Annotated in this window: 21 protein-coding genes; 14 read left to right on the plus strand and 7 right to left on the minus strand. The window is 63.1% G+C overall.

Annotated elements, in window-relative coordinates; translation table 11 throughout:
• Positions 1–15: 15 nt before the first annotated feature.
• Positions 16–960 carry a Nudix family hydrolase gene (locus tag HP546_RS05850; RefSeq protein ID WP_172221012.1) on the plus strand — a complete coding sequence of 315 codons (945 nt, stop codon included), beginning with the start codon at positions 16–18 and terminating at the stop codon, positions 958–960.
• A gap of 171 nt (positions 961–1,131) precedes the next feature.
• Here the strand turns inward: HP546_RS05850 and HP546_RS05855 are convergent, their stop codons facing one another.
• Genes HP546_RS05855 through HP546_RS05865 form a run of 3 tightly spaced genes read right to left on the minus strand, consistent with a single transcriptional unit; the run spans position 1,132 to position 4,686 of the window.
• Positions 1,132–1,698 (minus strand): cob(I)yrinic acid a,c-diamide adenosyltransferase, encoded by a 567-nt coding sequence (locus HP546_RS05855; protein WP_172221015.1) that lies wholly within the window; start codon positions 1,696–1,698, stop codon positions 1,132–1,134.
• A 1-nt stretch (position 1,699) separates the two neighbouring features.
• The gene (locus HP546_RS05860; protein WP_172221033.1) at positions 1,700–3,730 is read right to left on the minus strand and encodes an ATP-binding protein; all 2,031 of its coding nucleotides are present in this window, start codon (positions 3,728–3,730) and stop codon (positions 1,700–1,702) included.
• A 38-nt stretch (positions 3,731–3,768) separates the two neighbouring features.
• Positions 3,769–4,686, minus strand: a complete 918-nt coding sequence (locus HP546_RS05865) for a putative 2-dehydropantoate 2-reductase (RefSeq protein WP_172221036.1) — start codon at positions 4,684–4,686, stop codon at positions 3,769–3,771.
• A 101-nt stretch (positions 4,687–4,787) separates the two neighbouring features.
• On the opposite strand from HP546_RS05865, the gene HP546_RS05870 reads away from it, so the two are divergent.
• The 3 genes from HP546_RS05870 (at position 4,788) to HP546_RS05880 (ending at position 7,587) form a co-directional block, all read left to right on the plus strand.
• Complete coding sequence (locus HP546_RS05870) at positions 4,788–5,273, plus strand: YajQ family cyclic di-GMP-binding protein (RefSeq protein WP_172221039.1); 486 nt, start codon at positions 4,788–4,790, stop codon at positions 5,271–5,273.
• A gap of 114 nt (positions 5,274–5,387) precedes the next feature.
• A complete protein-coding gene (locus HP546_RS05875; protein ID WP_172221042.1) occupies positions 5,388–6,230 on the plus strand; it encodes a mechanosensitive ion channel family protein in 843 nt (280 codons plus the stop codon).
• A gap of 112 nt (positions 6,231–6,342) precedes the next feature.
• Positions 6,343–7,587, plus strand: coding sequence for an MFS transporter (locus HP546_RS05880; protein WP_172221045.1), 1,245 nt, complete (start codon positions 6,343–6,345; stop codon positions 7,585–7,587).
• Positions 7,588–7,662: 75 nt separating this feature from the next.
• Here HP546_RS05880 and HP546_RS05885 read toward each other — a convergent pair whose 3' ends face one another.
• Positions 7,663–9,210 (minus strand): AmpG family muropeptide MFS transporter, encoded by a 1,548-nt coding sequence (locus HP546_RS05885; RefSeq protein ID WP_172221048.1) that lies wholly within the window; start codon positions 9,208–9,210, stop codon positions 7,663–7,665.
• A gap of 43 nt (positions 9,211–9,253) precedes the next feature.
• The gene (locus HP546_RS05890; protein ID WP_172221051.1) at positions 9,254–9,607 is read right to left on the minus strand and encodes an MGMT family protein; all 354 of its coding nucleotides are present in this window, start codon (positions 9,605–9,607) and stop codon (positions 9,254–9,256) included.
• 165 nt (positions 9,608–9,772) lie between these two features.
• Between HP546_RS05890 and HP546_RS05895 the strand changes: the two genes are divergently transcribed.
• The 5 genes from HP546_RS05895 (at position 9,773) to groL (ending at position 14,360) form a co-directional block, all read left to right on the plus strand.
• Complete coding sequence (locus tag HP546_RS05895; RefSeq protein WP_172221054.1) at positions 9,773–10,783, plus strand: DUF481 domain-containing protein; 1,011 nt, start codon at positions 9,773–9,775, stop codon at positions 10,781–10,783.
• Between the two features lie 90 nt (positions 10,784–10,873).
• Positions 10,874–11,605 (plus strand): DUF2470 domain-containing protein, encoded by a 732-nt coding sequence (locus tag HP546_RS05900; RefSeq protein ID WP_172221057.1) that lies wholly within the window; start codon positions 10,874–10,876, stop codon positions 11,603–11,605.
• Positions 11,606–11,669: 64 nt separating this feature from the next.
• Positions 11,670–12,131, plus strand: a complete 462-nt coding sequence (locus tag HP546_RS05905) for an FxsA family protein (RefSeq protein ID WP_172221060.1) — start codon at positions 11,670–11,672, stop codon at positions 12,129–12,131.
• Positions 12,132–12,374: 243 nt separating this feature from the next.
• A complete protein-coding gene (locus tag HP546_RS05910; RefSeq protein WP_016488938.1) occupies positions 12,375–12,668 on the plus strand; it encodes a co-chaperone GroES in 294 nt (97 codons plus the stop codon).
• Positions 12,669–12,716: 48 nt separating this feature from the next.
• Positions 12,717–14,360: a chaperonin GroEL gene (groL, locus tag HP546_RS05915; RefSeq protein WP_172221063.1), complete on the plus strand. Its 1,644-nt coding sequence runs from the start codon at positions 12,717–12,719 to the stop codon at positions 14,358–14,360.
• A gap of 102 nt (positions 14,361–14,462) precedes the next feature.
• Here groL and HP546_RS05920 read toward each other — a convergent pair whose 3' ends face one another.
• Positions 14,463–15,191, minus strand: coding sequence for a phosphatase PAP2 family protein (locus tag HP546_RS05920; RefSeq protein WP_172221066.1), 729 nt, complete (start codon positions 15,189–15,191; stop codon positions 14,463–14,465).
• 183 nt (positions 15,192–15,374) lie between these two features.
• Here HP546_RS05920 and colR point away from each other — a divergent pair, with 183 nt between their 5' ends.
• The 5 genes from colR to HP546_RS05945 all read left to right on the plus strand — a co-directional run bounded on the left by colR (position 15,375) and on the right by HP546_RS05945 (position 19,084).
• A complete protein-coding gene (gene colR, locus HP546_RS05925) occupies positions 15,375–16,058 on the plus strand; it encodes a two-component system response regulator ColR (protein ID WP_003255215.1) in 684 nt (227 codons plus the stop codon).
• Positions 16,048–17,358, plus strand: a complete 1,311-nt coding sequence (locus HP546_RS05930; protein ID WP_172221069.1) for a HAMP domain-containing sensor histidine kinase — start codon at positions 16,048–16,050, stop codon at positions 17,356–17,358. Before colR ends, HP546_RS05930 begins: the two co-directional genes overlap by 11 nt.
• Positions 17,359–17,465: 107 nt before the next feature.
• The gene (locus HP546_RS05935; RefSeq protein ID WP_172221071.1) at positions 17,466–18,146 is read left to right on the plus strand and encodes a class I SAM-dependent methyltransferase; all 681 of its coding nucleotides are present in this window, start codon (positions 17,466–17,468) and stop codon (positions 18,144–18,146) included.
• 6 nt (positions 18,147–18,152) lie between these two features.
• On the plus strand, positions 18,153–18,851 hold the full coding sequence (locus tag HP546_RS05940) for a lipopolysaccharide kinase InaA family protein (protein ID WP_172221074.1): 699 nt from the start codon (positions 18,153–18,155) through the stop codon (positions 18,849–18,851).
• The gene (locus tag HP546_RS05945) at positions 18,851–19,084 is read left to right on the plus strand and encodes a hypothetical protein (RefSeq protein WP_172221076.1); all 234 of its coding nucleotides are present in this window, start codon (positions 18,851–18,853) and stop codon (positions 19,082–19,084) included. Before HP546_RS05940 ends, HP546_RS05945 begins: the two co-directional genes overlap by 1 nt.
• A 169-nt stretch (positions 19,085–19,253) precedes the next feature.
• Here the strand turns inward: HP546_RS05945 and HP546_RS05950 are convergent, their stop codons facing one another.
• Positions 19,254–22,298, minus strand: coding sequence for a multidrug efflux RND transporter permease subunit (locus tag HP546_RS05950; protein ID WP_172221078.1), 3,045 nt, complete (start codon positions 22,296–22,298; stop codon positions 19,254–19,256).
• Between the last annotated feature and the right edge of the window lies 1 nt (position 22,299).

The following is a 22,299-nucleotide window of genomic DNA, read 5'->3' on the forward strand; positions in this document are numbered from 1 at the left end:
GGCGGAGCGTGCAGGGTGAAACGTATTCATGTAGTAGCCGCTGTGATTCGCGGCAGCGATGGCCGCATTCTGATCGCACGCCGTGCCGACACTCAGCATCAGGGCGGCCTGTGGGAGTTTCCTGGCGGCAAGGTAGAGGACGGCGAGGGCGTCGAGGCGGCGCTGGCCCGTGAGCTGCGCGAGGAGTTGGGTATCGAGGTGAGCCGTTCGCGGGCCTTGATCAAGGTCAGCCATGACTACCCGGACAAGCAGGTGCTGCTGGATGTTCGCGAAGTCGAGGCGTTCACGGGCGAGCCGCACGGCGCCGAGGGGCAACCGCTGGAGTGGGTTGCCCCGCGCGATCTGGCTCAGTACGAATTTCCCGAGGCCAACAAACCAATCGTTGCTGCCGCGCACCTGCCTGATCAGTACCTCATCACCCCGGAGGGGCTGGAGGTGCCGCGGATGCTCAAGGGCATCCAGAAGGCGGTTGCCAGTGGCATCCGCCTAATCCAGTTGCGGGCCCCGGACATGTACGACCCCAAGTACCGCGACGTGGCGGTGGATGCGGTCGGGCTGTGTGCAGGCAAGGCGCAACTGATGCTGAAAGGGCCGTTGGAATGGCTGGGTGACTTCCCGGCTGCCGGTTGGCACCTGACGGCAGCGCAGTTGCGCAAATACGCGGCCAAGGGCCGGCCGTTCCCCAAGGAGCGCTGGCTGGCGGCGTCCTGCCACAGTGCCGAGGAGCTGGCGCTGGCCGAGCAGATGGACGTGGATTTCGTCACCTTGTCGCCGGTGCAGGCCACCCAGACCCATCCCGAGGCCGTGCCATTGGGCTGGGACGAGGCGCAGCGCCTGATCGCCGGGTTCAGCAAGCCGGTTTATCTGCTGGGTGGGGTAGGGCCCGATGAGCGTGAGCAGGCCTGGAATATCGGGGCACAGGGTGTGGCCGGGATCCGGGCGTTCTGGCCTGACGCCTGAGTAATTGGGGCCGCCATGCGGCCCATCGCCGGCCAGCCAGCTCCCACAGAGCCCGCGCAGGGCTTGAAGTCTGTGCCAGCTCCCACTGAGCCTGCACAGGGTTTGAAGTCTGTGCCGTCTCTGTGGGAGCTGGCTTGCCGGCGATGGGCTGCGCAGCAGCCCCAAAAAATATCAGCCTTCAGGCTTTACCGCCGGCTGCCACAAAACCTCGGCCACCCCCTGCCGCCGCCCTATGATCCGCGCGGCCACAAACAGCAGGTCCGAAAGCCGGTTGATATACGCCAACCCAACCCCTTCCAGCGTTTCAACGGTATTCAACTGCTGACACCGCCGCTCGGCACTGCGCGCCAGGCTGCGGCACACATGTGCCTGCGCCACCAGCATCGAGCCGCTGGGCAGGATGAAGTTCTTCAACGGCCCCAGCTCTTCGTTCCACACATCGATGGCCGCCTCCAGGCGCTCCACCTCTGTCTGGTTCAACGCCTGGTAGCTGGGCATCGCCAGTTCCCCGCCCAGGTCGAACAAGCGGTGCTGACAGGGCGCCAGCACTGTACTCACCTCATCCAGACCGGCCTCGGCCAAGCACGCCAACAGTACGCCCAACTGGCTGTTCAAGCTGTCCACCTCGCCAATCGCCTCGATCCGCGGGTGGTCCTTGGGCACTCGGCGTCCGTCGCCCAGGCCGGTTTCGCCCTTGTCTCCGGTGCGGGTGTAAATCTTCGACAGGCGGTAGCCCATGTCATTTCTCCGTGTTGGCCGGCGCCGTCGTTGCCGGCTGGCCCAGGGGCAGGCGCAAGGTGAAGCAGGTGCCTTGGCCCGGCGTGGACTGCACCTCCATCTGCCCCTTGTGGTTGTTGGTGATGATGAAGTACGAGACCGACAGGCCCAGCCCGGTGCCCTGGCCGATTTCCTTGGTGGTGAAGAACGGCTCGAAGGTGCGTTTGCGCACCGCCTCGGGCATGCCCACGCCATTGTCCTCGACCTGGATTTCCGCCCACGGCGGGTTCAGCCGGGTGCGCAGGGTAATACGCCCGGGCTCGCTCGGCTGCGGCCTCAGGTGAATGGCCTGGGCGGCGTTTTTCAGCAGGTTGAGCAGCACCTGCTCAAGTTCGTTGGCGGTGCACGGTACCGGCCCCAGCGCCGGGTCGAACTGGCGCACGATGGCCTGGCCCTTGAAGTCGAAGCCGATCGCCAGGTCGAAGTCGTTGCCGGCAATGTCCACCGCCTGGTCGATCAGTGCCGGCAGGTCGCATGGTGCCAGCTGGCGGTTGCTGCGGCGGCTGAAGCTGAGCATGTGGGTGACGATCTTGGCCGCGCGGGCACCGGCCTGCTGGATACCATCGAGCAGCTGCGGCACTTCGCGGCTTTGCAGGTAGCGGTTGACGGTGGACAGGTCGATGCCAAGCTCTTGGGCCTGCTCCAGGTTGCGCGGCAGGTCGGGCGACAGGCGCCGACGGATGTTCTGCACGTTATGCAGGATGGCACCCAGCGGGTTGTTGATCTCATGGGCCATGCCGGCAGCCAGGCCGCCGACCGAGAGCATTTTCTCGGACTGCACCATCATCTCTTCCAGCGACAGGCGCTGGGTGATGTCATCGATGCGGATGACCACGCCACGGCCGCCCCCGCCGGTCAGCGGGTAGAAGGTCAGGGCGTAGTGGCGCAGGTCATCGCCCTTGGGCCAGGTCACCCGCTCGATCTTCGCCACCCGGTGCTTTTCCACGGTTTCCTTCAGCTGTGGCAAAAACGGCTTCAACGGCTCGAAGGCGATGAAGATCGGTTGGTTCAGCGCTTCGTCCAGTGGTGTGCCTGAAAGTACCGTGGCTTCGTGGTTCCACTGGGTCACGTAGAGCTGTTCATCGAGGGCGATCAGCGCCGAGGGCATGGAGTCGATGATGCTGTTGAGGTAGTTCTGGAAACCGGTGAGCTTTTTCTCGATCTTGCTGCGCACCTGGACTTCCAGCTCCAGCTTGCGGTTGGTATGGCGGGTTTCCTCGGCCAGGCCCTGGGCCTGATCATAGGCGTCCTGAAATTCATCGCGGGTGCGCTTGAGCTGGTGTTCGCGGGCTTCGATGCGCGAGAGCATGGTGTTGAAGGCTTCTGCCAGGCTGCCGATTTCGTCATCGTTGCCACGCTGGGCGCGCAGTGCGTAGCTCTCTTCGCGGGTAACCTGGCGGCTGAGCTCCTCCAGCTGGTTGATCGGCTGGGTGATCAGGCGTTTGATCTGCCGGGCGATCACGATCCACAGCAGGATGCTGAACACCAGAATGCCCAGGCTGGCGCTGAGGGTACCGGTGTAGAAGGCGGTGGGCAGTTCGCTGCTGGCCACCAGCAGCAGGTGCGCCGGCGGGTTGGCCTCGCGCGGGATGCGGATCAGCTGGGTGCTGCGAAACTCCATCAGGCGCCAGCCGTCGATGTTGCGAAAACGCTTGGGCAGGGCCAGCGGGTCACCATGCTGCAGTTGCGCCAGCATCCGGCCATCGCCGCCGTAGACGGCGGCAGCGCGTAGCGGGGTGTAGCTGTCCAGTTCCTTGAGCAGGGCGCTGGCGGTTTCCGGGGTATCGCCCGCGCGGGCCGCCAATTGTGGGTTGGCCACCAGCCGGCCGATGGTCTGCAGCGCCTGCGGCGCCATGCTTTCCTGGGTGATCCAGTAGGCGGCGCTGATGAACGTGAGGTTGGCCACCAGCAGGATGGTCACCAGCAACACCAGCAGGGCGGCCAGCAGCTTCTGCCCGACCGGGAGGTTTTCCAGGCGTTGGCGCAAGGTCATGGGCTAGGCAATGTCCGTATCCGGTTGTTGGGGCCGCGTCAGTCGCAGGGCAAGCCACGCAGGCGCAGGTTTTCGACCAGACGCTGCAGCAAGTGTTCCAGCTGCGGCAGCTGCAGGCCATGACGAGCAGCGGCGCGGCAGGCGTGGCCGAGCAGATAATGCACCTCGGTACGCCGGCCAGCACGCACGTCCTGGTACATGGAAGAGTAGTTGGCTGCGGTAGCAAGGATCACCCGTTGCACCTCTTCATCCAGCCCGTGCGCCGCTTCGGGCTGGCCGCACCGGCGCAGCAACCCGGCCAGTTCGGCGCACAGCGCCTCGACCTCGTCCAGGTGGCCCAGCAGCCCGCCGTTCTGGCAGTCGTACAGCACGGTCAACGGGTTGATGGCGCAATTGAGCGCCAGCTTGCGCCATAGCCGGGTGAGGATATCCACCGTCCATTCGGCAGGGATACCGGCCTCGTGCAGGTCATCGAACCACGCCGGGATGGTGGGGTTGCGTGGGTCGCCCAGCCAGTTGAAACCGTGGCCGGCAAAACGCACCTGCCAGTCACCTTCGCGGAACGCCCCTTCGGTACTGGACACGAACACGCAACGCGCGTGCGGCACCAGCTCGGCGGCTTCGTCCTGGCTACCCATGCCGTTCTGCAACAGCAGCACTTCGGCACCTTCAGCCAACCGTGGGGCCACGCTGGCGATGGCCGGCGCTGCGTCATAGGCCTTGCAGGCCACCAGCAGGCGGTGGATCGGCCCGTGTGCCGGTGCGGTTTCGGCGGGGATGGCGTAATGCCGGGGCTGCTCGTTTTCGATCAGCGTCAGCCCGCCCGCTTGTTGGTAGCCGCGCAGGCGCTGCTGGTCTCGCACGATCAGCCGTACCGCTTTGCCCGCGCGTGCCAGGCGGCAGGCCCACAGGCTGCCCAGGCTACCGGCGCCGAGAATATGCCAGGTGCTGCTCATATGCGTTTCGCAACCCGTTATAATGAGTCCGCATTTTAACCGCCTAACCCTGACGCGCTCCATCTTCAGACTGAGCGCGCTTTCATTTTTGGAGAATCACCATGCCTTCGTTCGACGTGGTATCGGAACTGGACAAGCACGAAGTGCAAAACGCTGTCGACAATGCCATCAAGGAGCTGGATCGCCGCTATGACCTCAAAGGCAAGGGCAGCTTCGAGTTCAAGGACAAGGACCAGACCGTCCTGCTGACCGCCGAGGCCGAGTTCCAGCTCGAGGCCATGATCGAGATCCTGCGCGGAGCACTGGTCAAACGCAAGATCGACGTAAAATGCCTGGAAACCCAGGACGCCTATGCCTCCGGCAAGGAAATGAAGCAGGAAGCCAAGTTCCGTGAGGGCATCGACAAAGAGCTGGCGAAGAAGATCGTCGCGCACATCAAGGACGCCAAGCTGAAGGTGCAGGCCGCCATTCAGGGCGAGCAGGTGCGTGTCACCGGCAAGAAGCGTGACGACCTGCAAGAGGCGATTGCAGCCCTGCGCGCCAAGGAATTCGACATGCCGCTGCAGTTCAACAACTTCCGCGACTGATGCAGGTGCTACCCGGAACCCTGATGGCCTGATGATGTCCATGGGGGCCGGGGCTGCGCAAACAGGCGCGGCCTGTTTTACCGTGTACTTGCCGCTCGGCATCAGGAGATGAGTATGGATTTGAACGCTGAAGTCGATCAGCTGGTCCGCCAATCCCAGACGTGGGTCCCCTTGATCATGGAATACGGCAGCCGTGTGCTGCTTGCGCTGCTGACCCTGGCGGTCGGCTGGTGGATCATCAACAAGGTCAGCGCGCGCCTGGGCAAGCTGGTTGGCCTGCGCAATGCCGACCTGGCATTGCAGGGCTTTATCAGCACCTTGGCCAATATCGTGCTGAAGGTGCTGCTGATGGTCAGCGTCGCCTCCATGATCGGCATCGAGACAACCTCCTTTGTCGCGGCCATCGGTGCTGCAGGCCTGGCCATCGGCCTGGCGCTGCAAGGCAGCCTGGCGAACTTCGCCGGTGGCGTGCTGATCCTGATGTTCCGCCCGTTCCGCATCGGTGACTGGATCGAGGCGCAGGGCGTGGCCGGCACCGTCGACAGCATCCAGATCTTCCACACCGTGCTGCGTACCGGTGACAACAAGACGGTGATCATGCCCAACGGCAGCCTGTCCAACGGTATCATCACCAACACCAACCGCCAGCCTACGCGCAAGGTGGTGTTCGACGTGGGTGTGGACTACGAGGCCGACCTGCAGAAGGCCCGCAACGTGTTGCTGGAGCTGGCGCAGGATCCACGCGTGCTGGCAGACCCGGCACCGCAGGCGGTGATCTCGACGCTGGGTGACAGCTCGATAACCGTGTCGCTGCGCATCTGGACCAAGACTTCGGATTATTGGGACGTGATGTTCATGCTCAACGAGCATGCCCGTGACCGGTTGAAGGCGGAAGGGATCGATATCCCGTTTCCGCAACGGGTGATTCGCGTGGTGCAGGAGACTGCAACGCAGTAACACCGTAGTGAAACCGGGGCCCAAACGGCCCCGTTTTTACACTTGTTCACAGCAATTTCCCGGCATATCTGGCATATAGGCTGACCCCTCCTGCCACACCCGATACGCCATCATGAAGCCATTGCTGTACATCACCCCGCTGCGCGCCTTGCTGTTCGGCCTGACCCTGGCACTGTTCGAGCTGCTGACCTACCTGGCCAGCGACGCCGTCATGCCGGCCATGCCGGTGGTGGTTGGCGACCTCGACGCCAGCCCTGAATACATCCCCCATGCCCTCAACCTGTATCTGCTGGGTGGCGTGGTCCTGCAATGGCTGATCGGCCCGCTGGCCGACCGCTACGGCCGGCGCCCGTTGCTGCTGATCGGTTGCACGTTCTTCGGGGTGGCCTGCCTGGCTACCTTCTGGGTGCATGACATCGGCCTGTTCAACTTGTTGCGCCTGCTGCAGGGCATTGGCCTGGGCTTTGTGGTCACGGTCAGCTACCCGGCCCTGAACGAAGCCTTCAGCGAGGCAGATGCAGTGCGCATGATGGCCTTGTTGGCCAACATCGCCTTGTTGTCGCCCCTGCTCGGGCCACTGCTGGGCACCTTGCTGCTGCAGTGGCTGGACTGGCGCTGGCTGTTCGTGGCCTTCGCCACGGGGGCGGTACTGGTCTGGGTACTGCTGTACCGCCTGATGCCGGAAACCCTGGGGGTGGAACGCCGGGACGGCACGCGCCTGGCGTTCACGCCGATTCACCTGCTGCCGCTGCTGGCGGGCTATGGCCAGTTGCTGGCCAACCGCCGCTTTGTCGCTGGCAGCGCGGCCCTGGGCCTGGTCGGTCTGCCGCTGATTGGCTGGATCGGCCTGTCGCCGGTGCTGCTGATTCACGACGAGGGGCTCAGCACCCTGGAATACGCCTTGTGGCAGCTTCCCGTGTTTGCCGGGCTGATACTCGGCAACCTGATCATCAACCGCATTGCCGACCGCTATCCGCTGCCGGCCCTGGTGCGCGGCGCGTTGTGGCCGTACCTCGCCGGCCTTTGTCTGATGGTGCTGGCCACCTGGTACTGGCCGAGCGTGACCAGCGTAGTGGCAGGCATGTCGCTGTACGCGCTGGGCCTGGGCGTGGCCAACGCGGTGCTGTACCGCATGACGCTGTTTTCCAGCGAACAGAGCAAGGGCCTGGTGTCGGCCATGCTGGGGATGATCACCATCGCCTTGCTGGGGCTGGGCGGGGCGCTGTTGGCGATGATCGGTGCCGGTGCCAGCTTGCTGCACTTTGCCCTGGCGGCGGGGGTGGCGGGGGCTCTGGCGCTGTGGCCGCTGTGGTTCGTAGTGGGTGGGCGGCCTGGGGAAGGGGCTGTTACTCAGTAAGCTTTTATTGCCTGTACCGGTCTCATCGAGGCGTCGAACCGCCGCGAAGAGGCCGGTGCAGGCGATGCAAACCTCTCACGGCCGCTCGGCCGCTGAGCTGCCCTCCGCCACCGGCGTACCCCGCCCAGCTTCCTGGCGCCACTGCAGGGCAATCAGGATCAGCGTCGGTACGCCTAGCAGCGCGGTGATCAGGAAGAAGTCGTGATAGCCGAACTTCTCCACTATCACTCCCGAATAGCCGCCGATCAGTCGCGGCAACAGCAGCATGATCGAGCTCAGCAACGCGTACTGGGTCGCCGAGAATTTCAGGTTGGTCAGGCTCGACAGGTAGGCGACGAAGGCCGAGGTGGCCATGCCCGAGCTGAAGTTGTCCAGCGAGATGGTCACCACCAGCATTTCCAGGTTGGGGCCCATGTCGGCCAGCATCAGGAACAGGATATTGGTACCCGCCGAAGCCACCCCTCCGATGAACAGGATCGGCATGATGCCGAAGCGCACGATCAGCAGGCCGCCGACACCGGCGCCGACCAGGGTCATGATCAGGCCGAAGATCTTGCTGACGCTGGCAATCTGGTCCTTGGTGAAGCCCATGTCGATGTAAAACACGTTGGCCATCACGCCCATCACCGTATCCGACATGCGATAGGTAGCGATGAGGCCGAGCAGCAGCAGGGCCTGCCAGCGGTAGCGGGCGATGAAATCGTTGACCGGCGTCAGTACCGGGGCCAAGCCGCGGCGGCCAAGGCTCGACAGGCACGCCCAGCTCAGCAGTACGTAGAGGATCAGGCGCAGGAAGGCGCGGTCCTCCAGCAGCAGGTCGAGGGGGGTGGCATCACCGGCGATGACGCTGGACCAGCCGGTATTGAACATCTGGGTGAAGCTGGCCGGCACCGACACCAGCAGGATGATCAGCACGAACACCGAAGCCAGCTGATGCACCAGGCCGTAGCGCGCAGCCGAAAGCTGGGTGCGCATGGGTACCGGCGGCTCACGCATGACCAGGGTAGTGAACAGGGCAGGCAGCATCATCACCCCGAACATCACGTAGGTGCCGGCCCACGCCTTGTGCAGGTAGCTGTAGCCGGTGGAGCCGAACCACTCGGCGAAGAACAGGGCGCCAGCCGTGGCGAGCAGGGCAGCGACCCGGTAGCCGGCCATGTAGCTGGCGGCGAGTGCGGCCTGACGCTGGTCGTCGGCGATTTCCAGGCGGTATGCGTCGACGGCGATGTCCTGGGTGGCCGAGGCAAATGCCACCAGCACGGCCATGGCAATCAGCCAGGACAGGTGCTGCTGCGGGTCGCACAGGCTCATGCCGACCAGCCCGACCACCACCAGCGACTGCGAAAGCAGCAACCATGAACGGCGGCGCCCCAGGCCGCCGAGCAGCGGCAGGCGCCATTGGTCGAGCAGCGGCGACCACACCCATTTGAAGGCGTAGGCCAGGCCGATCAGGCTGGCGTAACCGATGGTCTCGCGGGCCACGCCCGCTTCGCGCAACCACACCGACAGGGTCGAGAACACCAGCATGTAGGGCAGGCCGGCGGCGAAACCGAGCAGTAAAAGTACCAGGGTTGACGGGCTGGCATAGGCAGCGAGCGCAGCGCGCCAGGTTTTACGGGGCATGGGCCAACATCTGCCTCAAGTTTCAGAAAACAAAGCGCGCACTCTAACCGCTGTGCTCCATTGGGCGCCAGCCATGGCGCGTCATATCCACACGATTATTGGCTACATTGATCCCCTCCGCGCGCAACCGCGCCCGTTGTTCATCACCCGACGGGGTGCCCAGTGCCAGGCTCAACCGGCCACCTGCGCCGAGCACCCGGTGCCACGGCAAGCGGGTATCCGCCGGCAACTGCCCGAGGGTACGCCCGACCCAGCGTGCCGCGCGCCCCAGCCCGGCCAGTTCGGCCAGCTGGCCATAGCTCACAACCTTGCCGACTGGCACTTGGCCCAGTACCGAATACAGCGCCGTTCGTCGGCCCTCGGCCGAATCCAGAGCGTGCTCGTAACCATCAGACATCACGCCCCCCCTGGGCTGCAGGTGAAACCGGACCGGTGGTCCGGTAAATGAGATTTGAACTCAACGGCAGGCTGCCGGTCAGTGCTTGCTCTGGTTGTCGGTATCTGGATAATGCCCGGCTTTTTCGTCAAACCGAACCCATCGTCCGCAATCCAAAGTCCGTTTATGAATTCTAGATCCCTGTTGTGCCTCCTTGCTGCCTCCCTGTGCGCCTCCCCGGTGTTCGCCGACACCGTGTGGATGAAGAACGGTGACCGGCTAAGCGGCAAGATCAAAGTCTTCGACGGCGGCAAGCTGCTACTGGAAACCCCTTATGGCGGCTCCATCGCGCTGGACTGGAAACAGGTCCAGACCCTGGAAAGCGACCAGGAGCTGCTGGTCAAGCAGGACGCCTACAGCGGTGAGAAAGCCAAGTCACTGAAGGCCGCGGAGGCTGGCAAGGTGATCCTGGCCAACGGCGAGGCGCCGAAGACCGTGGAGCTGGCCAGCATCGAGCAGATCATGAAGCCCAAGCCATTGGTCGAAGACTTCGTGTGGAAAGGCAACGTCGACGTCGCGCTGGACTACAAGCGCGCCGAGAACGACACCGACGACTATGATGTCGGCTTCAAGACCACGGCCCGCCACGGCCGCTGGCGGCATAACGCCGAGGGCGAATACAACCGCGAGACCAAGGACGAGGTCACTACCACCGACAACTGGAGTGCCGAGTACGCCCTGGACCGCTTCATCACCGAGAAATGGTTCTGGCAGGGGCGTGCGGAGTACAAGCGCGACCGCATCGAGGATCTGGCCCGCCAGCGTACGGTGGGTACCGGCCCGGGTTACCAGTTCTGGGACGATGAACTGGGCGCGTTCTCGTTGGGATCGCTGATCAACCGCACCGACTTCGAGTACCAGGACGGCGGCAAGGACAACTTCTATTCGGCAGCCGTGAAGTGGGACTACACCCGCTACCTGATCGGCAAGAATGTGCAGTTGTTCACCAACGGCGAGTTCGCCAAGCCGCTGGGCGGCGTGGCCGACTATTCCCTGGATGCCGAGGTTGGCCTGCGCTACAAGGTCACCGAGTGGGCTTCGCTGAACCTGAAGGCGGAGAAGGACATCATCACCGGCACCCGTGAGAGTGACCTGGACAAGACTCGCTATACCGCTGGGTTCGGCGTCACCTGGTAGATTGCGGGCTGCCCAGCAGCCCCATTGGCACTGGATCTGATAATGATTATCTTGTCTGTTGTCCAGTCCACAGCCAGGAGTCGTCCCCAAGTGAGTACCAACGCCATCCGCCCCGCCCGGGAACTGCTGCTCAGGGAATACCGCGGCGTGCTGTCGACCCATTCCAAGTCGATGCCCGGCTATCCTTTCGGCTCGGTCGTGCCGTACTGCCTGGACGCCCACGGCAACCCGCTGATCCTCATCAGCCGCATCGCCCAGCACACCCACAACCTGCAGAAAGACCCCAAGTGCTCGCTGCTGGTGGGTGAGCGCGAGGCCGAGGATGTGCAGGCGGTGGGGCGCCTGACGGTAATGGCCGAGGCGCACAAGCTGGTCGACGAGGCCACTGTCGAAGCTGCTGCCCAGCGCTATTACCGCTACTTCCCGGACGCTGCCAACTACCACAAGGCCCATGACTTCGATTTCTGGGTGCTGCAGCCGGTGCGCCATCGCTACATTGGCGGTTTCGGCGCGATCCACTGGCTTGACCAGGTGACGTTGGCCAACCCGTTCGCGGGCAAGGCCGAGGCGAGCATGGTCGAGCACATGAACAGCGACCACGCCGACGCCATCGCCCACTACGTGGCGCTGACCGATCTGCCGCGCCATGTGCCGGCGCAGATGGCCGGAGTGGACAGCGAGGGCATGCACCTGCGTATCGGCCAGGGGGTGCACTGGCTGCCTTTCCCAAGTACTTGCAACACGCCGACACAAGTCCGCGAAGCCTTGGTTTTGCTGGCGCGCGCCGACCAGTGGCCGGTTGCGACTGAAGTCGAGGGTTGAAATCCGGAGCGCGCGCATCCATCTGAGGTCTTATTGGAAGGTCTCTTCCGCTGAGGAATCTTTGATGCGTGCTTTTCTACTGCTGTTTCTGATTTTTCCTGTGCTGGAGCTGTTCGTCTTCGTCAAGGTCAGCGCGGCCATCGGTTTCTTTCCGGCGCTGCTGCTGATCATCGCAGGCTCCGCCCTGGGTGTGCTGGTAATGCGGGTGGCCGGGCTGGCCACCGCCCTGCGCGCCCGTGAAAGCCTGCAGCGTGGCGTACTGCCCGCCGAAGACATGTTCCAGGGCATGATGCTGGCCGTCGGTGGTGGCCTGCTGTTGCTGCCGGGCTTCATCAGCGATGTGCTGGGCCTGCTGTGTCTGCTGCCGTTCACCCGCCGTCTGGCCGCGCGCAAGATGCGTGAGCGTGCCGAGGCCCAGGCCATGCGCCAGCGTGCGTTCCAGGACGCCCCGTTCCAGGCGCAGCCGCGGGATGACGGGCATCGCCCGAACGTGATCGAAGGCGAGTACGAGCGCCGCGACAAGTAACACCACCGGGGCCGCGCAAGCGGCCCCGGTCTTTTGTAGCCCGATGAAAAATTTTGTATCTCAAGCCTTGTAATTGAATATGCCGGCCTCATGTATGTGGTCACCGCAAGGTTTCTGGTGGCAACGCCAGACATTACACAGGTGGTTCGCCCTTTGCGGGCCACCTTCCGGCTCCGCCGGACAGCATCAACCCGCCGGTGTCGATACCGGCCGATGAAAACCATAATTTGGGAGAGATCGACAATGAAGCTTCGTCCTCTGCATGACCGCGTCGTTATCCGTCGCAGCGAAGAAGAATCGAAAACCGCTGGCGGTATCGTCCTGCCAGGTTCGGCCGCTGAAAAACCAAACCGCGGCGAAGTTGTTGCCGTCGGCACCGGTCGCATCCTGGACAACGGCGAAGTTCGCGCGCTGGCCGTGAAAGTGGGTGACAAAGTGGTTTTCGGCCCTTACTCGGGCAGCAACACCGTGAAAGTCGATGGCGAAGACCTGCTGGTAATGGCTGAGAACGAAATTCTCGCCGTTGTCGAAGGCTGATTTACCCGACTTCCTGTTACTCCAAAGAATTCCAAGGATTAAACGATCATGGCTGCTAAAGACGTAAAATTCGGCGATTCCGCTCGTAAGAAAATGCTCGTTGGTGTCAACGTTCTGGCTGACGCGGTAAAAGCGACCCTGGGCCCGAAAGGCCGTAACGTGGTACTGGCGAAGAGCTTCGGCGCGCCAACCATCACCAAAGACGGCGTTTCCGTCGCCAAAGAAATCGAGCTGAAAGACGCCTTCGAAAACATGGGCGCCCAGCTGGTCAAGGAAGTTGCTTCCAAGGCCAACGACGCTGCCGGTGACGGCACCACCACCGCTACCGTCCTGGCTCAGTCCATCGTCAACGAAGGCCTGAAAGCCGTCGCTGCCGGCATGAACCCGATGGACCTGAAGCGCGGCATCGACAAGGCCACCGCTGCCGTTGTCGCCGAGCTGAAAAACCTGTCCAAGCCATGCGCCGACTCCAAGGCCATCGCCCAGGTAGGCACCATCTCCGCCAACTCCGACAGCTCCATCGGTGAAATCATCGCCGAAGCCATGGAAAAGGTCGGTAAAGAAGGCGTGATCACCGTTGAAGAAGGCTCGGGCCTGGAAAATGAACTGTCCGTCGTAGAGGGCATGCAGTTCGACCGTGGCTACCTGTCGCCATACTTCGTCAACAAGCCGGACACCATGGTTGCCGAGCTGGAAGGCCCGCTGCTGCTGCTGGTCGACAAGAAAATCTCCAACATCCGTGAGCTGCTGCCAGTTCTGGAAGCCGTTGCCAAGGCCGGCCGCCCACTGCTGATCGTTGCCGAAGACGTTGAAGGCGAAGCGCTGGCTACCCTGGTAGTCAACAACATGCGCGGCATCGTCAAGGTTGCAGCGGTCAAGGCACCGGGCTTCGGCGACCGCCGCAAGGCCATGCTGCAGGACATCGCTGTCCTGACCGGCGGCCAGGTCATCTCCGAAGAAATCGGCCTGTCCCTGGAAACCGCTACCCTGGAGCACCTGGGCAACGCCAAGCGCGTCACCCTGTCCAAGGAAAACACCATCATCATCGACGGCGCTGGCGCTGAAGATGACATCCAGGCTCGCGTCAAGCAGATCCGTGCCCAGATCGAAGAAACTTCCTCGGACTACGACCGTGAGAAGCTGCAAGAGCGCCTGGCCAAGCTGGCTGGCGGTGTTGCCGTGATCAAGGTCGGTGCCGGCACCGAAGTTGAAATGAAAGAGAAGAAAGCCCGCGTTGAAGACGCCCTGCACGCTACCCGTGCAGCCGTTGAAGAAGGCGTGGTACCTGGCGGTGGTGTTGCCCTGGTGCGCGCCCTGTCGGCCATCGTTGACCTGAAAGGCGACAACGAAGACCAGAACGTCGGTATCGCCCTGCTGCGTCGCGCTGTCGAATCGCCGCTGCGCCAGATCACTGCCAACGCCGGCGACGAGCCAAGCGTTGTTGCTGACAAGGTCAAGCAAGGTTCGGGCAACTTCGGCTACAACGCTGCTACCGGCGAATACGGCGACATGATCGAGATGGGCATCCTGGACCCAGCCAAAGTCACCCGTTCGGCGCTGCAAGCTGCTGCTTCGATCGGCGGTCTGATGATCACCACCGAAGCCATGATTGCTGATGCTCCAAGCGAAGCTCCAGCTGGCGGCGGCATGCCAGACATGGGCGGCATGGGTGGCATGGGCGGCATGATGTAAGCCAGCCTTACCCCTAGCACCATGAAAAAGCCCCGGTTCGCGAGAACCGGGGCTTTTTCGTTTTCCTGTGCGGGCCTAGGGGGCCGCAAAGCGGCCCCTGGCTCAGGCTGCGCTACGTTCGGCCGCTGGCGCCTCAGCCATACTCCGGCGATACAGCACCAGGTAATACGACCCCAGCCCGATCAACCAGCAGAACACCCCCGTCCACACGTTGTGCGACAGAAAGTGCGCCCCCTGCATCATCCGCCCCACCCCCAACACCGACCCAGCCAGCAGGGCCACCACAAACGCCACCCGCGCCAATCGCGGTTTGCGATCACGCAACATGAAGAACAGGCCGAACAGACAGAAACCGGTCGCGGCATGCCCGCCAGGCCAGCACAGCCCGGGCTTGTCGGTTGCCGGCCGTGGCTCCAGCAGCTTGCTGTAGGTTTCCGTGCCGCCAAACTGGGTCAGGCTCCATGGGCACTGCACCTGGGTGACTTTCTTCAGCGGCGTGACAAATGCCGTGGACACGCCCAACGCCAGCACCAGGCAGCCCAGTTCGCGGCGCCAGCCAAACAGAGGCTTGAAAAAAAAGCTCGCGGCAAAGGCCAGCAGCGACAATACCCCCAGCAAGATCACCCCCTGCTTGACCCGGTCGTGCAGGATGTTTTCCAGCCAGTAACTGTGGCGGCCAATGAACTGCCCGGCAGCAGGGTCGAAGAACAGCTTGGCTACGTCCATGTCGACCGAAGTGAGCTCCAGCAGGATCAACGCCACTGCAGTCGCCAGGGGAATGCCCAGGTACAGCCACAGATTGATCGGGCGAGGGCGGTTTTGTAGCTGCATGACGGCTCCAGGGCGCGAAAAGGATCGGGCATTGTCAGTCGCCCGCTATCCTCTGTCCGTGAAGGATCAGTGAAAAAACCGTCAAGTACGGTGAATTTTCCCTGGGGCTGGCACCGTGCAGGCATAGGCCTTAAGCTGCGCCTGCCGCGCACCACAGCGAGAAGCGCCGCACAGGAGAAACCGATGCGCATTCTTTTGGTTGAAGACAACCGCGATATCCTGGCCAACCTGGCCGATTACCTTGGCATGAAGGGCTACACCGTCGACTGTGCCCAGGATGGCCTGTCGGGCCTGCACCTGGCGGCCACCGAGCACTACGACCTGATCGTGCTCGACATCATGCTGCCCGGCATCGATGGTTACACCCTGTGCAAGCGCCTGCGCGAGGACGCCCGCCGTGACACGCCGGTGATCATGCTGACCGCCCGTGACCAGTTGGATGACCGCCTGCAAGGTTTCCGCTCTGGCGCCGACGATTACCTGCTCAAGCCGTTTGCCCTGTCGGAGCTGGCGGCGCGTATCGAAGCGGTGCTGCGCCGTGCCCAGGGCGGCGGGCGCCGCACCCTCCAGGTGGCCGACCTGAGCTACGACCTCGACACCCTTGAGGTAACGCGCCAGGGCCGCCTGCTCAAGCTCAACCCGGTAGGCCTCAAGCTGCTGGCGGTACTGATGCAGAAAAGCCCGCACGTACTGCGTCGCGAAGTGCTGGAAGAAGCCCTGTGGGGCGATGACTGCCCTGACAGTGACAGCCTGCGCAGCCACGTGCACCAGCTGCGCCAGGTAATCGACAAACCGTTTGAAAAACCGTTGCTGCATACCGTCCATGGCGTCGGCTATCGCCTCGCCGAGGGCCGCGATGGAGTTTAAGCAAAGCCTTGCCCAGCGCATCATCATCGCTTTTGCGCTGATGAGCGCGCTGGTGGCCGGGGCCTTTGCCTTCGGCATCGTCGCCACTGTGCACCTGGTCGAAGAACGGCTGATTTCCTCGGTGCTGGGTGGTGACCTGCAGCGCCTCCTGCGCATGGACAGCGTCAGTGACTGGAGCCACCGGCCGCGGCCCGATCAGCTGTTCTACTTCAGTGGCGGGCGCGACGACTTCGAGCTGCCCAAAGACTTGCGTCACCTCGACCGGGGCTTCCACGAGGTGTTCCGTGACCAGCTGTCGTACCACGCCATGGTCGAGGTCGTCGATGGCCGTCGTTACGTGTTGTTGCAGGATCAGAGTGATTTCGAAGAACGCGAGCGGGTGCTGTTCGCCGTGGTGGTGGTGGGCTTCGTGCTTAGCCTGGTGCTGGCGGTGATCCTCGGTTGGTTGGTCGCGCGTCGGGTAATGGCGCCGGTGATCCGCTTGGCACGCCAGGTGCGCCACCGCGACCAGTTGCTGGGCCTGGCCCCGCCACTGGCGCCGGATTATGCCGCGGACGAAGTCGGCCAGCTGGCGGTGGCTTTCGACGATACCCTGGGCCGCCTGCGCGATGCGCTGACCCGCGAACGGTTGTTCACCAGCGACGTCAGCCACGAATTGCGCACGCCGTTGATGGTGCTGGCAACCTCATGCGAGCTGCTGATGGAGAACCCGACGCTGGACACCCGCTCGCGCAGCCAGGTGGAGCGCGTGGCGCGGGCCACGGAAGAAATGCGTGAGCTGGTCAAGACTTTCCTGATGCTGGCCCGCGCACAGCGCGATGAGGGTGCCGTGGCGTCGCGCGCGACGCTGCGCGAGGTGGCCGAGGAGCTTATCGGCGTGTGGCGCGACACCATCGAGCAAAAGGGCCTGACCCTGTACTTCGATGGCCGGGTCAGCGCCAGCCCGGTGCTGTACAACGCCACCTTCCTGCAATCGGTGATGGGCAACTTGTTGCGCAATGCCGCGCATTACACCGACAGCGGCTACATCCGCCTGAGCCTCGAGGCAACCGGCTTCAGCGTCGAGGACAGTGGCGTGGGCATTCCCGTAGAGCAACGTGAAGCGATGTTCAAGCCGTTCGTGCGTGGCGATGAGCGGCGCGGCGAGGGCCTGGGGTTGGGGCTATCGCTGGTGCAGCGTATTTGTGACGACCAGGGCTGGCGGGTGACATTGACCTCGGTCTTGCCCCACGGCTGCCGGTTCCATGTAGACCTGAGCAATACCGTCGCCAAGGATGGCGGTGAGGTGCTGGTCGGGTAATCTGTTGTAACAGCTTGCCACGCGCTCGACATATTTTTCACATCGGCATGACCTGATTCCAACGCTTGCCTGCCTAATGTGGGCGCAATGGAGTCAGGAGATGCCCAATGCGTAGCCCCATCAAGCTTGAATTTTCCGAGAAGTACGACAAAGACCACGCGCGTGAGTACTTTCTCAAGCACCAGGACGGCCTGGCGCGACGCCTTTCCCACAAGCGAGATGAGCAGCTGGCGCGGCGCGCCCTGGCGTTGGCCGGCGAGCCCGGCCTGGTACTGGACCTGCCGTGCGGCGCCGGGCGCTTCTGGCCGCTGCTGGCCGAAAAGCCCAACCGCGTCATCATCGGCGCCGACAATTCCGAGGCGATGATCGAGACAGCCTGTGCCGCACAACCGCCAGAGGTGGTGGCACGGGTACGGCCCTTGCAGACATCCGCTTTTGCGATCGATCTGCCGGACAATTCGGTGGACAGCATCTTCTGCATGCGCTTGTTCCACCACATCGGCGAAGCCGCCCACAGAAAGACAATTCTTTCGGAATTTCAAAGGGTTAGCCGTGATAGTGTGATCCTGTCGTTGTGGGTGGATGGCAACTTCAAGGCCTGGCGCCGTAAACAACTGGAGCGGCGCCGCAGCACCAGGGCGGAACAGGACCATTATCAGAACCGTTTCGTGTTACCGGCGGACACGGTTGAAGAAGAATTCAAGGCTGCGGGCTTCAGGATCCAGGAACGTCTGGACTTCCTGCCGCTCTATGCCATGTGGCGAGTCTATGTTTTGCGCAAGGGGTAGTGTTTGATGGCTGTAGCCCAGAAAGGGGAGTCGCGGTTCGATTTTTACTGGCGCCAGCAGGGCGAATGGGTCGAGGAACCCAACCAGCGGCGTGGTGGCGAAAGTGGCGTGCAACGGCTCAATGATGCCAGTGGCAAGATGCTGTATGCCAAACGCCAGGTCGGGCACATCTACCGCAGCCTGCTGCACCCTTTTGGCCGGCCGACCGTATTACGCGAACTGGATGCACTGACCAGCTTCGAGCAGCTTGGTGTGCGGGTGCCGCGTATTGTCTTCTGTGGGGCCGAACGCGATGCCGAGCATCAGTGGCGCGCGCTGCTGGTCAGTGAGGCGCTGGACGGCTTCGTCGAGCTCGACACCTGGCACGCCGAAGGTGCCCGCGAGCGGTATCCGCAGGTGGTGCACGAGCGCATGCTCAAGGACCTGGCGGACAACCTGGCGCGCATGCACCTGGGGCATTGGCAGCACGGCTGCCTGTATGGCAAGCACGTATTCATCAAGGTGATCGGCCAGGGCGAACAGGCCCGGGTCGAAGTGGCGCTGCTGGATCTTGAGAAATGCCGGCGCCGCATCAGCTGTCAGCGCGCGGCGGGTAACGACCTGCGCCAGCTGCGTCGCCACTCGTCGCTCAACGACGCGGAATGGCAGACGCTGCTCTACTTTTACAAGATGGCGTTTGGCAGCGCTGTCAAAGGGTTAGAGTAATGAAACTAGAAATCGCTCGAGCTTTGTTCCTGATAGCTGGCCTCGCGGTGACCACCGTCGCTGTGGCTGCCTGGGAAGAGCCGAGGCCGACGGTGTTCAGCAAGGCCGAGATGGCCGACCAGTGTCCGTTGCCACGGGACGGCAAAGTGCAGCAACAGGCCAAGGCCGAGCCGGATCAGGACTTGTTGCTGTTCCTGTTCGGCATGCGCCAGGGGTTGCGGCCGTTCGGTTGAACCCTGTGCCAGGTAGCAGTGCCAGAGGCCTCGCAACTGCGGGGCCTCTGGCATTTTTGCATGTGCTTTGCCGGCCTCTTCGCGGGCGAACCCGCTCCTACAGGTACGGCGCCGCTTCTGAAGCTGGCGCCATACCTGTGGGAGCTGGCTTGCCGGCGATAGGGCCCGATCAGGCCACAGCAGTTTCTTTGGCCACCGATTTGTGCGCCAGCAAAGTGTAGATACAAGGCAGCACAAACAAGGTAAACAGCGTGCCAATCGACATCCCGGTGGCAATCACCGTGCCGATGTCGAAGCGGCTGACTGCCCCCGCTCCGCTTGCCAGAATCAGCGGCACCATGCCGAACACCATCGCCGCTGTAGTCATCAGCACCGGCCGCAGGCGAATGGCCGCCGCCTCCTCAATCGCCTCGCGCACGCTCAGGCCGCGCTCTTCACGCAGTTGGTTGGCGAATTCGACGATCAGGATGCCGTGCTTGCTGATCAGCCCGATCAAGGTCACCAGCCCGACCTGGGTATAGATGTTCATGCTCGATATACCCAGAAACAACGGCAGCAACGCGCCGCAGATCGACAGCGGAACCGTCACCAGAATCACCAACGGGTCGCGGAAGCTTTCGAACTGCGCTGCCAGTACCAGGAAGATGATCGCCAAGGCCAGACCGAAGGTGACCCACAGCGCGCTGCCTTCCTGCACATACTGGCGGGCCACGCCGGCGTAGTCGAAGGCGAAGCCCTCGGGGGCCTCTTCACGGGCGATGTCCTGTACGGTCTGCAGCGCTTCACCCAGGCTGACCATGGGCACGCCCTGGATGATTGCAGCGTTCAACTGCTGGAACTGGTTGAGCTGGCGCGGGCGGGCGCGGTCGCTGAGGGTGATCAGGGTCGACAGTGGCAGCAACTGGCCTTGGTCGTTCTTCACGTAGTAGCTGTTAAGCCAGCCGGGGTTGGCGCGGTACGCTCGCTCCACCTGGGCAATCACCTTGTAGCTGCGGCCTTCGAGGGTAAACCGGTTGATTTCCCCCTCGCCCAGCAGGGTCGCCAGGGTACCGCCCAGGGTGTCCATCGAAACCCCCATCTGCGCCGCCTTGGCGCGGTCGATATCCACCACCACCTCGGGTTTGTCGAACGCCAGGTCGACGTCGAGGAAGGCGAACTTGCCCGATTCCTGGGCGCGCGCCTTGATGCGCTGGGCCACCTCCAGCAATGCCGGATAGTCGCCAGCGGTGTTGATCACGAACTGGAACGGCAGGCCTTCGCCGGTGCCCGGCAACGACGGCAGGTTGAAGCCGAAGATCTGCAGCCCGGCGATTTCCTCGAGCTTGGCCTGCACCAGTGGCAGCAGCTCCATCTGGGTACGCTCGCGCTCGTTCCAGGGCTTGAGCAAAAAGCCGCCAATACCGGTTTGCACGCCGTTGAAACCGTTGATCTGGAACGACGAGTAGTACTCGGGAAAGCCCTTGAACAGTGGGGTGAACTGGTCGGTGTAGGCGTTGAGGTAGTCGAGGTTGGCCGGTTGCGGCGAGCTGCTCATCATGAAGATCACCCCCTGGTCCTCGTTGGGCGCCAGTTCGTTCTGGGTGAACTTGAGCAATACCGGGATCAGGCACAGGATGATCACGGCAAACACCAGCACCACCGGCCGGCTGTCGAGCGTGGCGTGCAGCAGGCGCTGATAACGCGCTTTCAGGCGTTCGAACAGCAGGTCCAGGCGATGCGCCAGGCCGCTGGGGTTCTGCTCATGGCGCAGCAGCAGGGCGCACATCATAGGCGACAGGGTGAGGGCCACGATGCCCGAGATGATCACCGCACCGGCCAGGGTCAGGGCAAACTCCTTGAACAAGGCGCCCGTCAGCCCGGTAAGAAAGCCGATCGGCGCGTACACCGCAGCCAGGGTGATGGTCATCGATACCACCGGCATGGCGATTTCACGGGCGCCCTCCAGTGCTGCGTCGAAGGGCGACTTGCCTTCCTCCATGTGCCGGTGAATGTTTTCCACCACGACGATCGCGTCGTCCACCACCAGGCCGATGGCCAGCACCATGGCCAGCAAGGTCAGCAGATTCAGCGAGTAGCCCATCATCTGCATGAAGAACAGCACGCCAATCATCGACAGCGGAATGGTCACTACGGGTATCAGCACCGAACGCAGCGCGCCGAGGAACAGGAACACCACCACGATGACAATCAGCACTGCTTCGCCGAGGGTCTTGATGACCTCGGCGATGGAGGCCTGGATGAACAGCGTCGCGTCGTAGGCTATCGACACTTTCAGCGCCGAGGGCAGCTGGCTTTCCAGCTCGGGCATGATCCGCCGCACTTCCTTGATGACGTCCAGCGGGTTGGCGGCGGGAGTAGCCTTGATGCCGATGTACACCGACGGCGTGCCGTCGAACGAGCTGACCGTGTCGTAGTTTTCGGCGCCCATCTCGACCCGCGCGACATCGCCCAGCAGCACGCGGCTGTCCCCGCTGGTTTTCAGTGGCAGCGCCGCGAACGCCTCGGCCGACTTCAGCTCGGTGCTGGCATTGATGCTGGTGACCACGTATTCGCCCTTGACCTCGCCAGCGGCGGAGAGGAAGTTGTAGCGGCGCACGGCATTGGTCACGTCGGTGGCCGACAGGCCGAAGCCGGCCAGCTTCACCGGGTCCAGCCAGAGGCGCATGGCGAACACCTGGTTGCCGAGGATCTCCGCCTCGGCCATGCCTGGCAGGGTGGCCAGCTTGGGCTGGATCACCCGCGACAGGTAGTCGGTGATCTGTGGGTTGCTCATTTCCTTGCTGTAGAAGCTGACATACATCAGCGCCGAAGCATCGGCGGCCTCCTTGCTCAGCACCGGGTCTTCGGAGTCCTGGGGCAGCTTGTTGCGCACCTCGTTGGCCTTGGCCAGCAGCTCGGTGAACAGCCGGTCGCTGTCGGCCCCGATGCGCGCGTAGATGGAAATGATCGAGAAGTTCTGCCGGCTCACCGAGGTCATGTAGTCGATGCCTTCGGCACTGGCCAGGCTTTGCTGCAGCGGTTGGGTGATGTAGCCCTGGATGGTTTCGGCGTTGGCCCCGGGGTAGGCCGTGGTCACCGTGATCAGGGCGTTTTCCATTTGCGGGTACTGGCGGATCTGCAGCTTGTTCCAGGCCTGGAAGCCCAGCAGCAGGATCAGCAGGCTGACCACGCTGGCCAGCACCGGGCGGCGGATGAACGGGTCGGTGAACGCCATG

The organism is Pseudomonas sp. CM25 (assembly GCF_013179705.1).
Lineage (GTDB): Bacteria > Pseudomonadota > Gammaproteobacteria > Pseudomonadales > Pseudomonadaceae > Aquipseudomonas.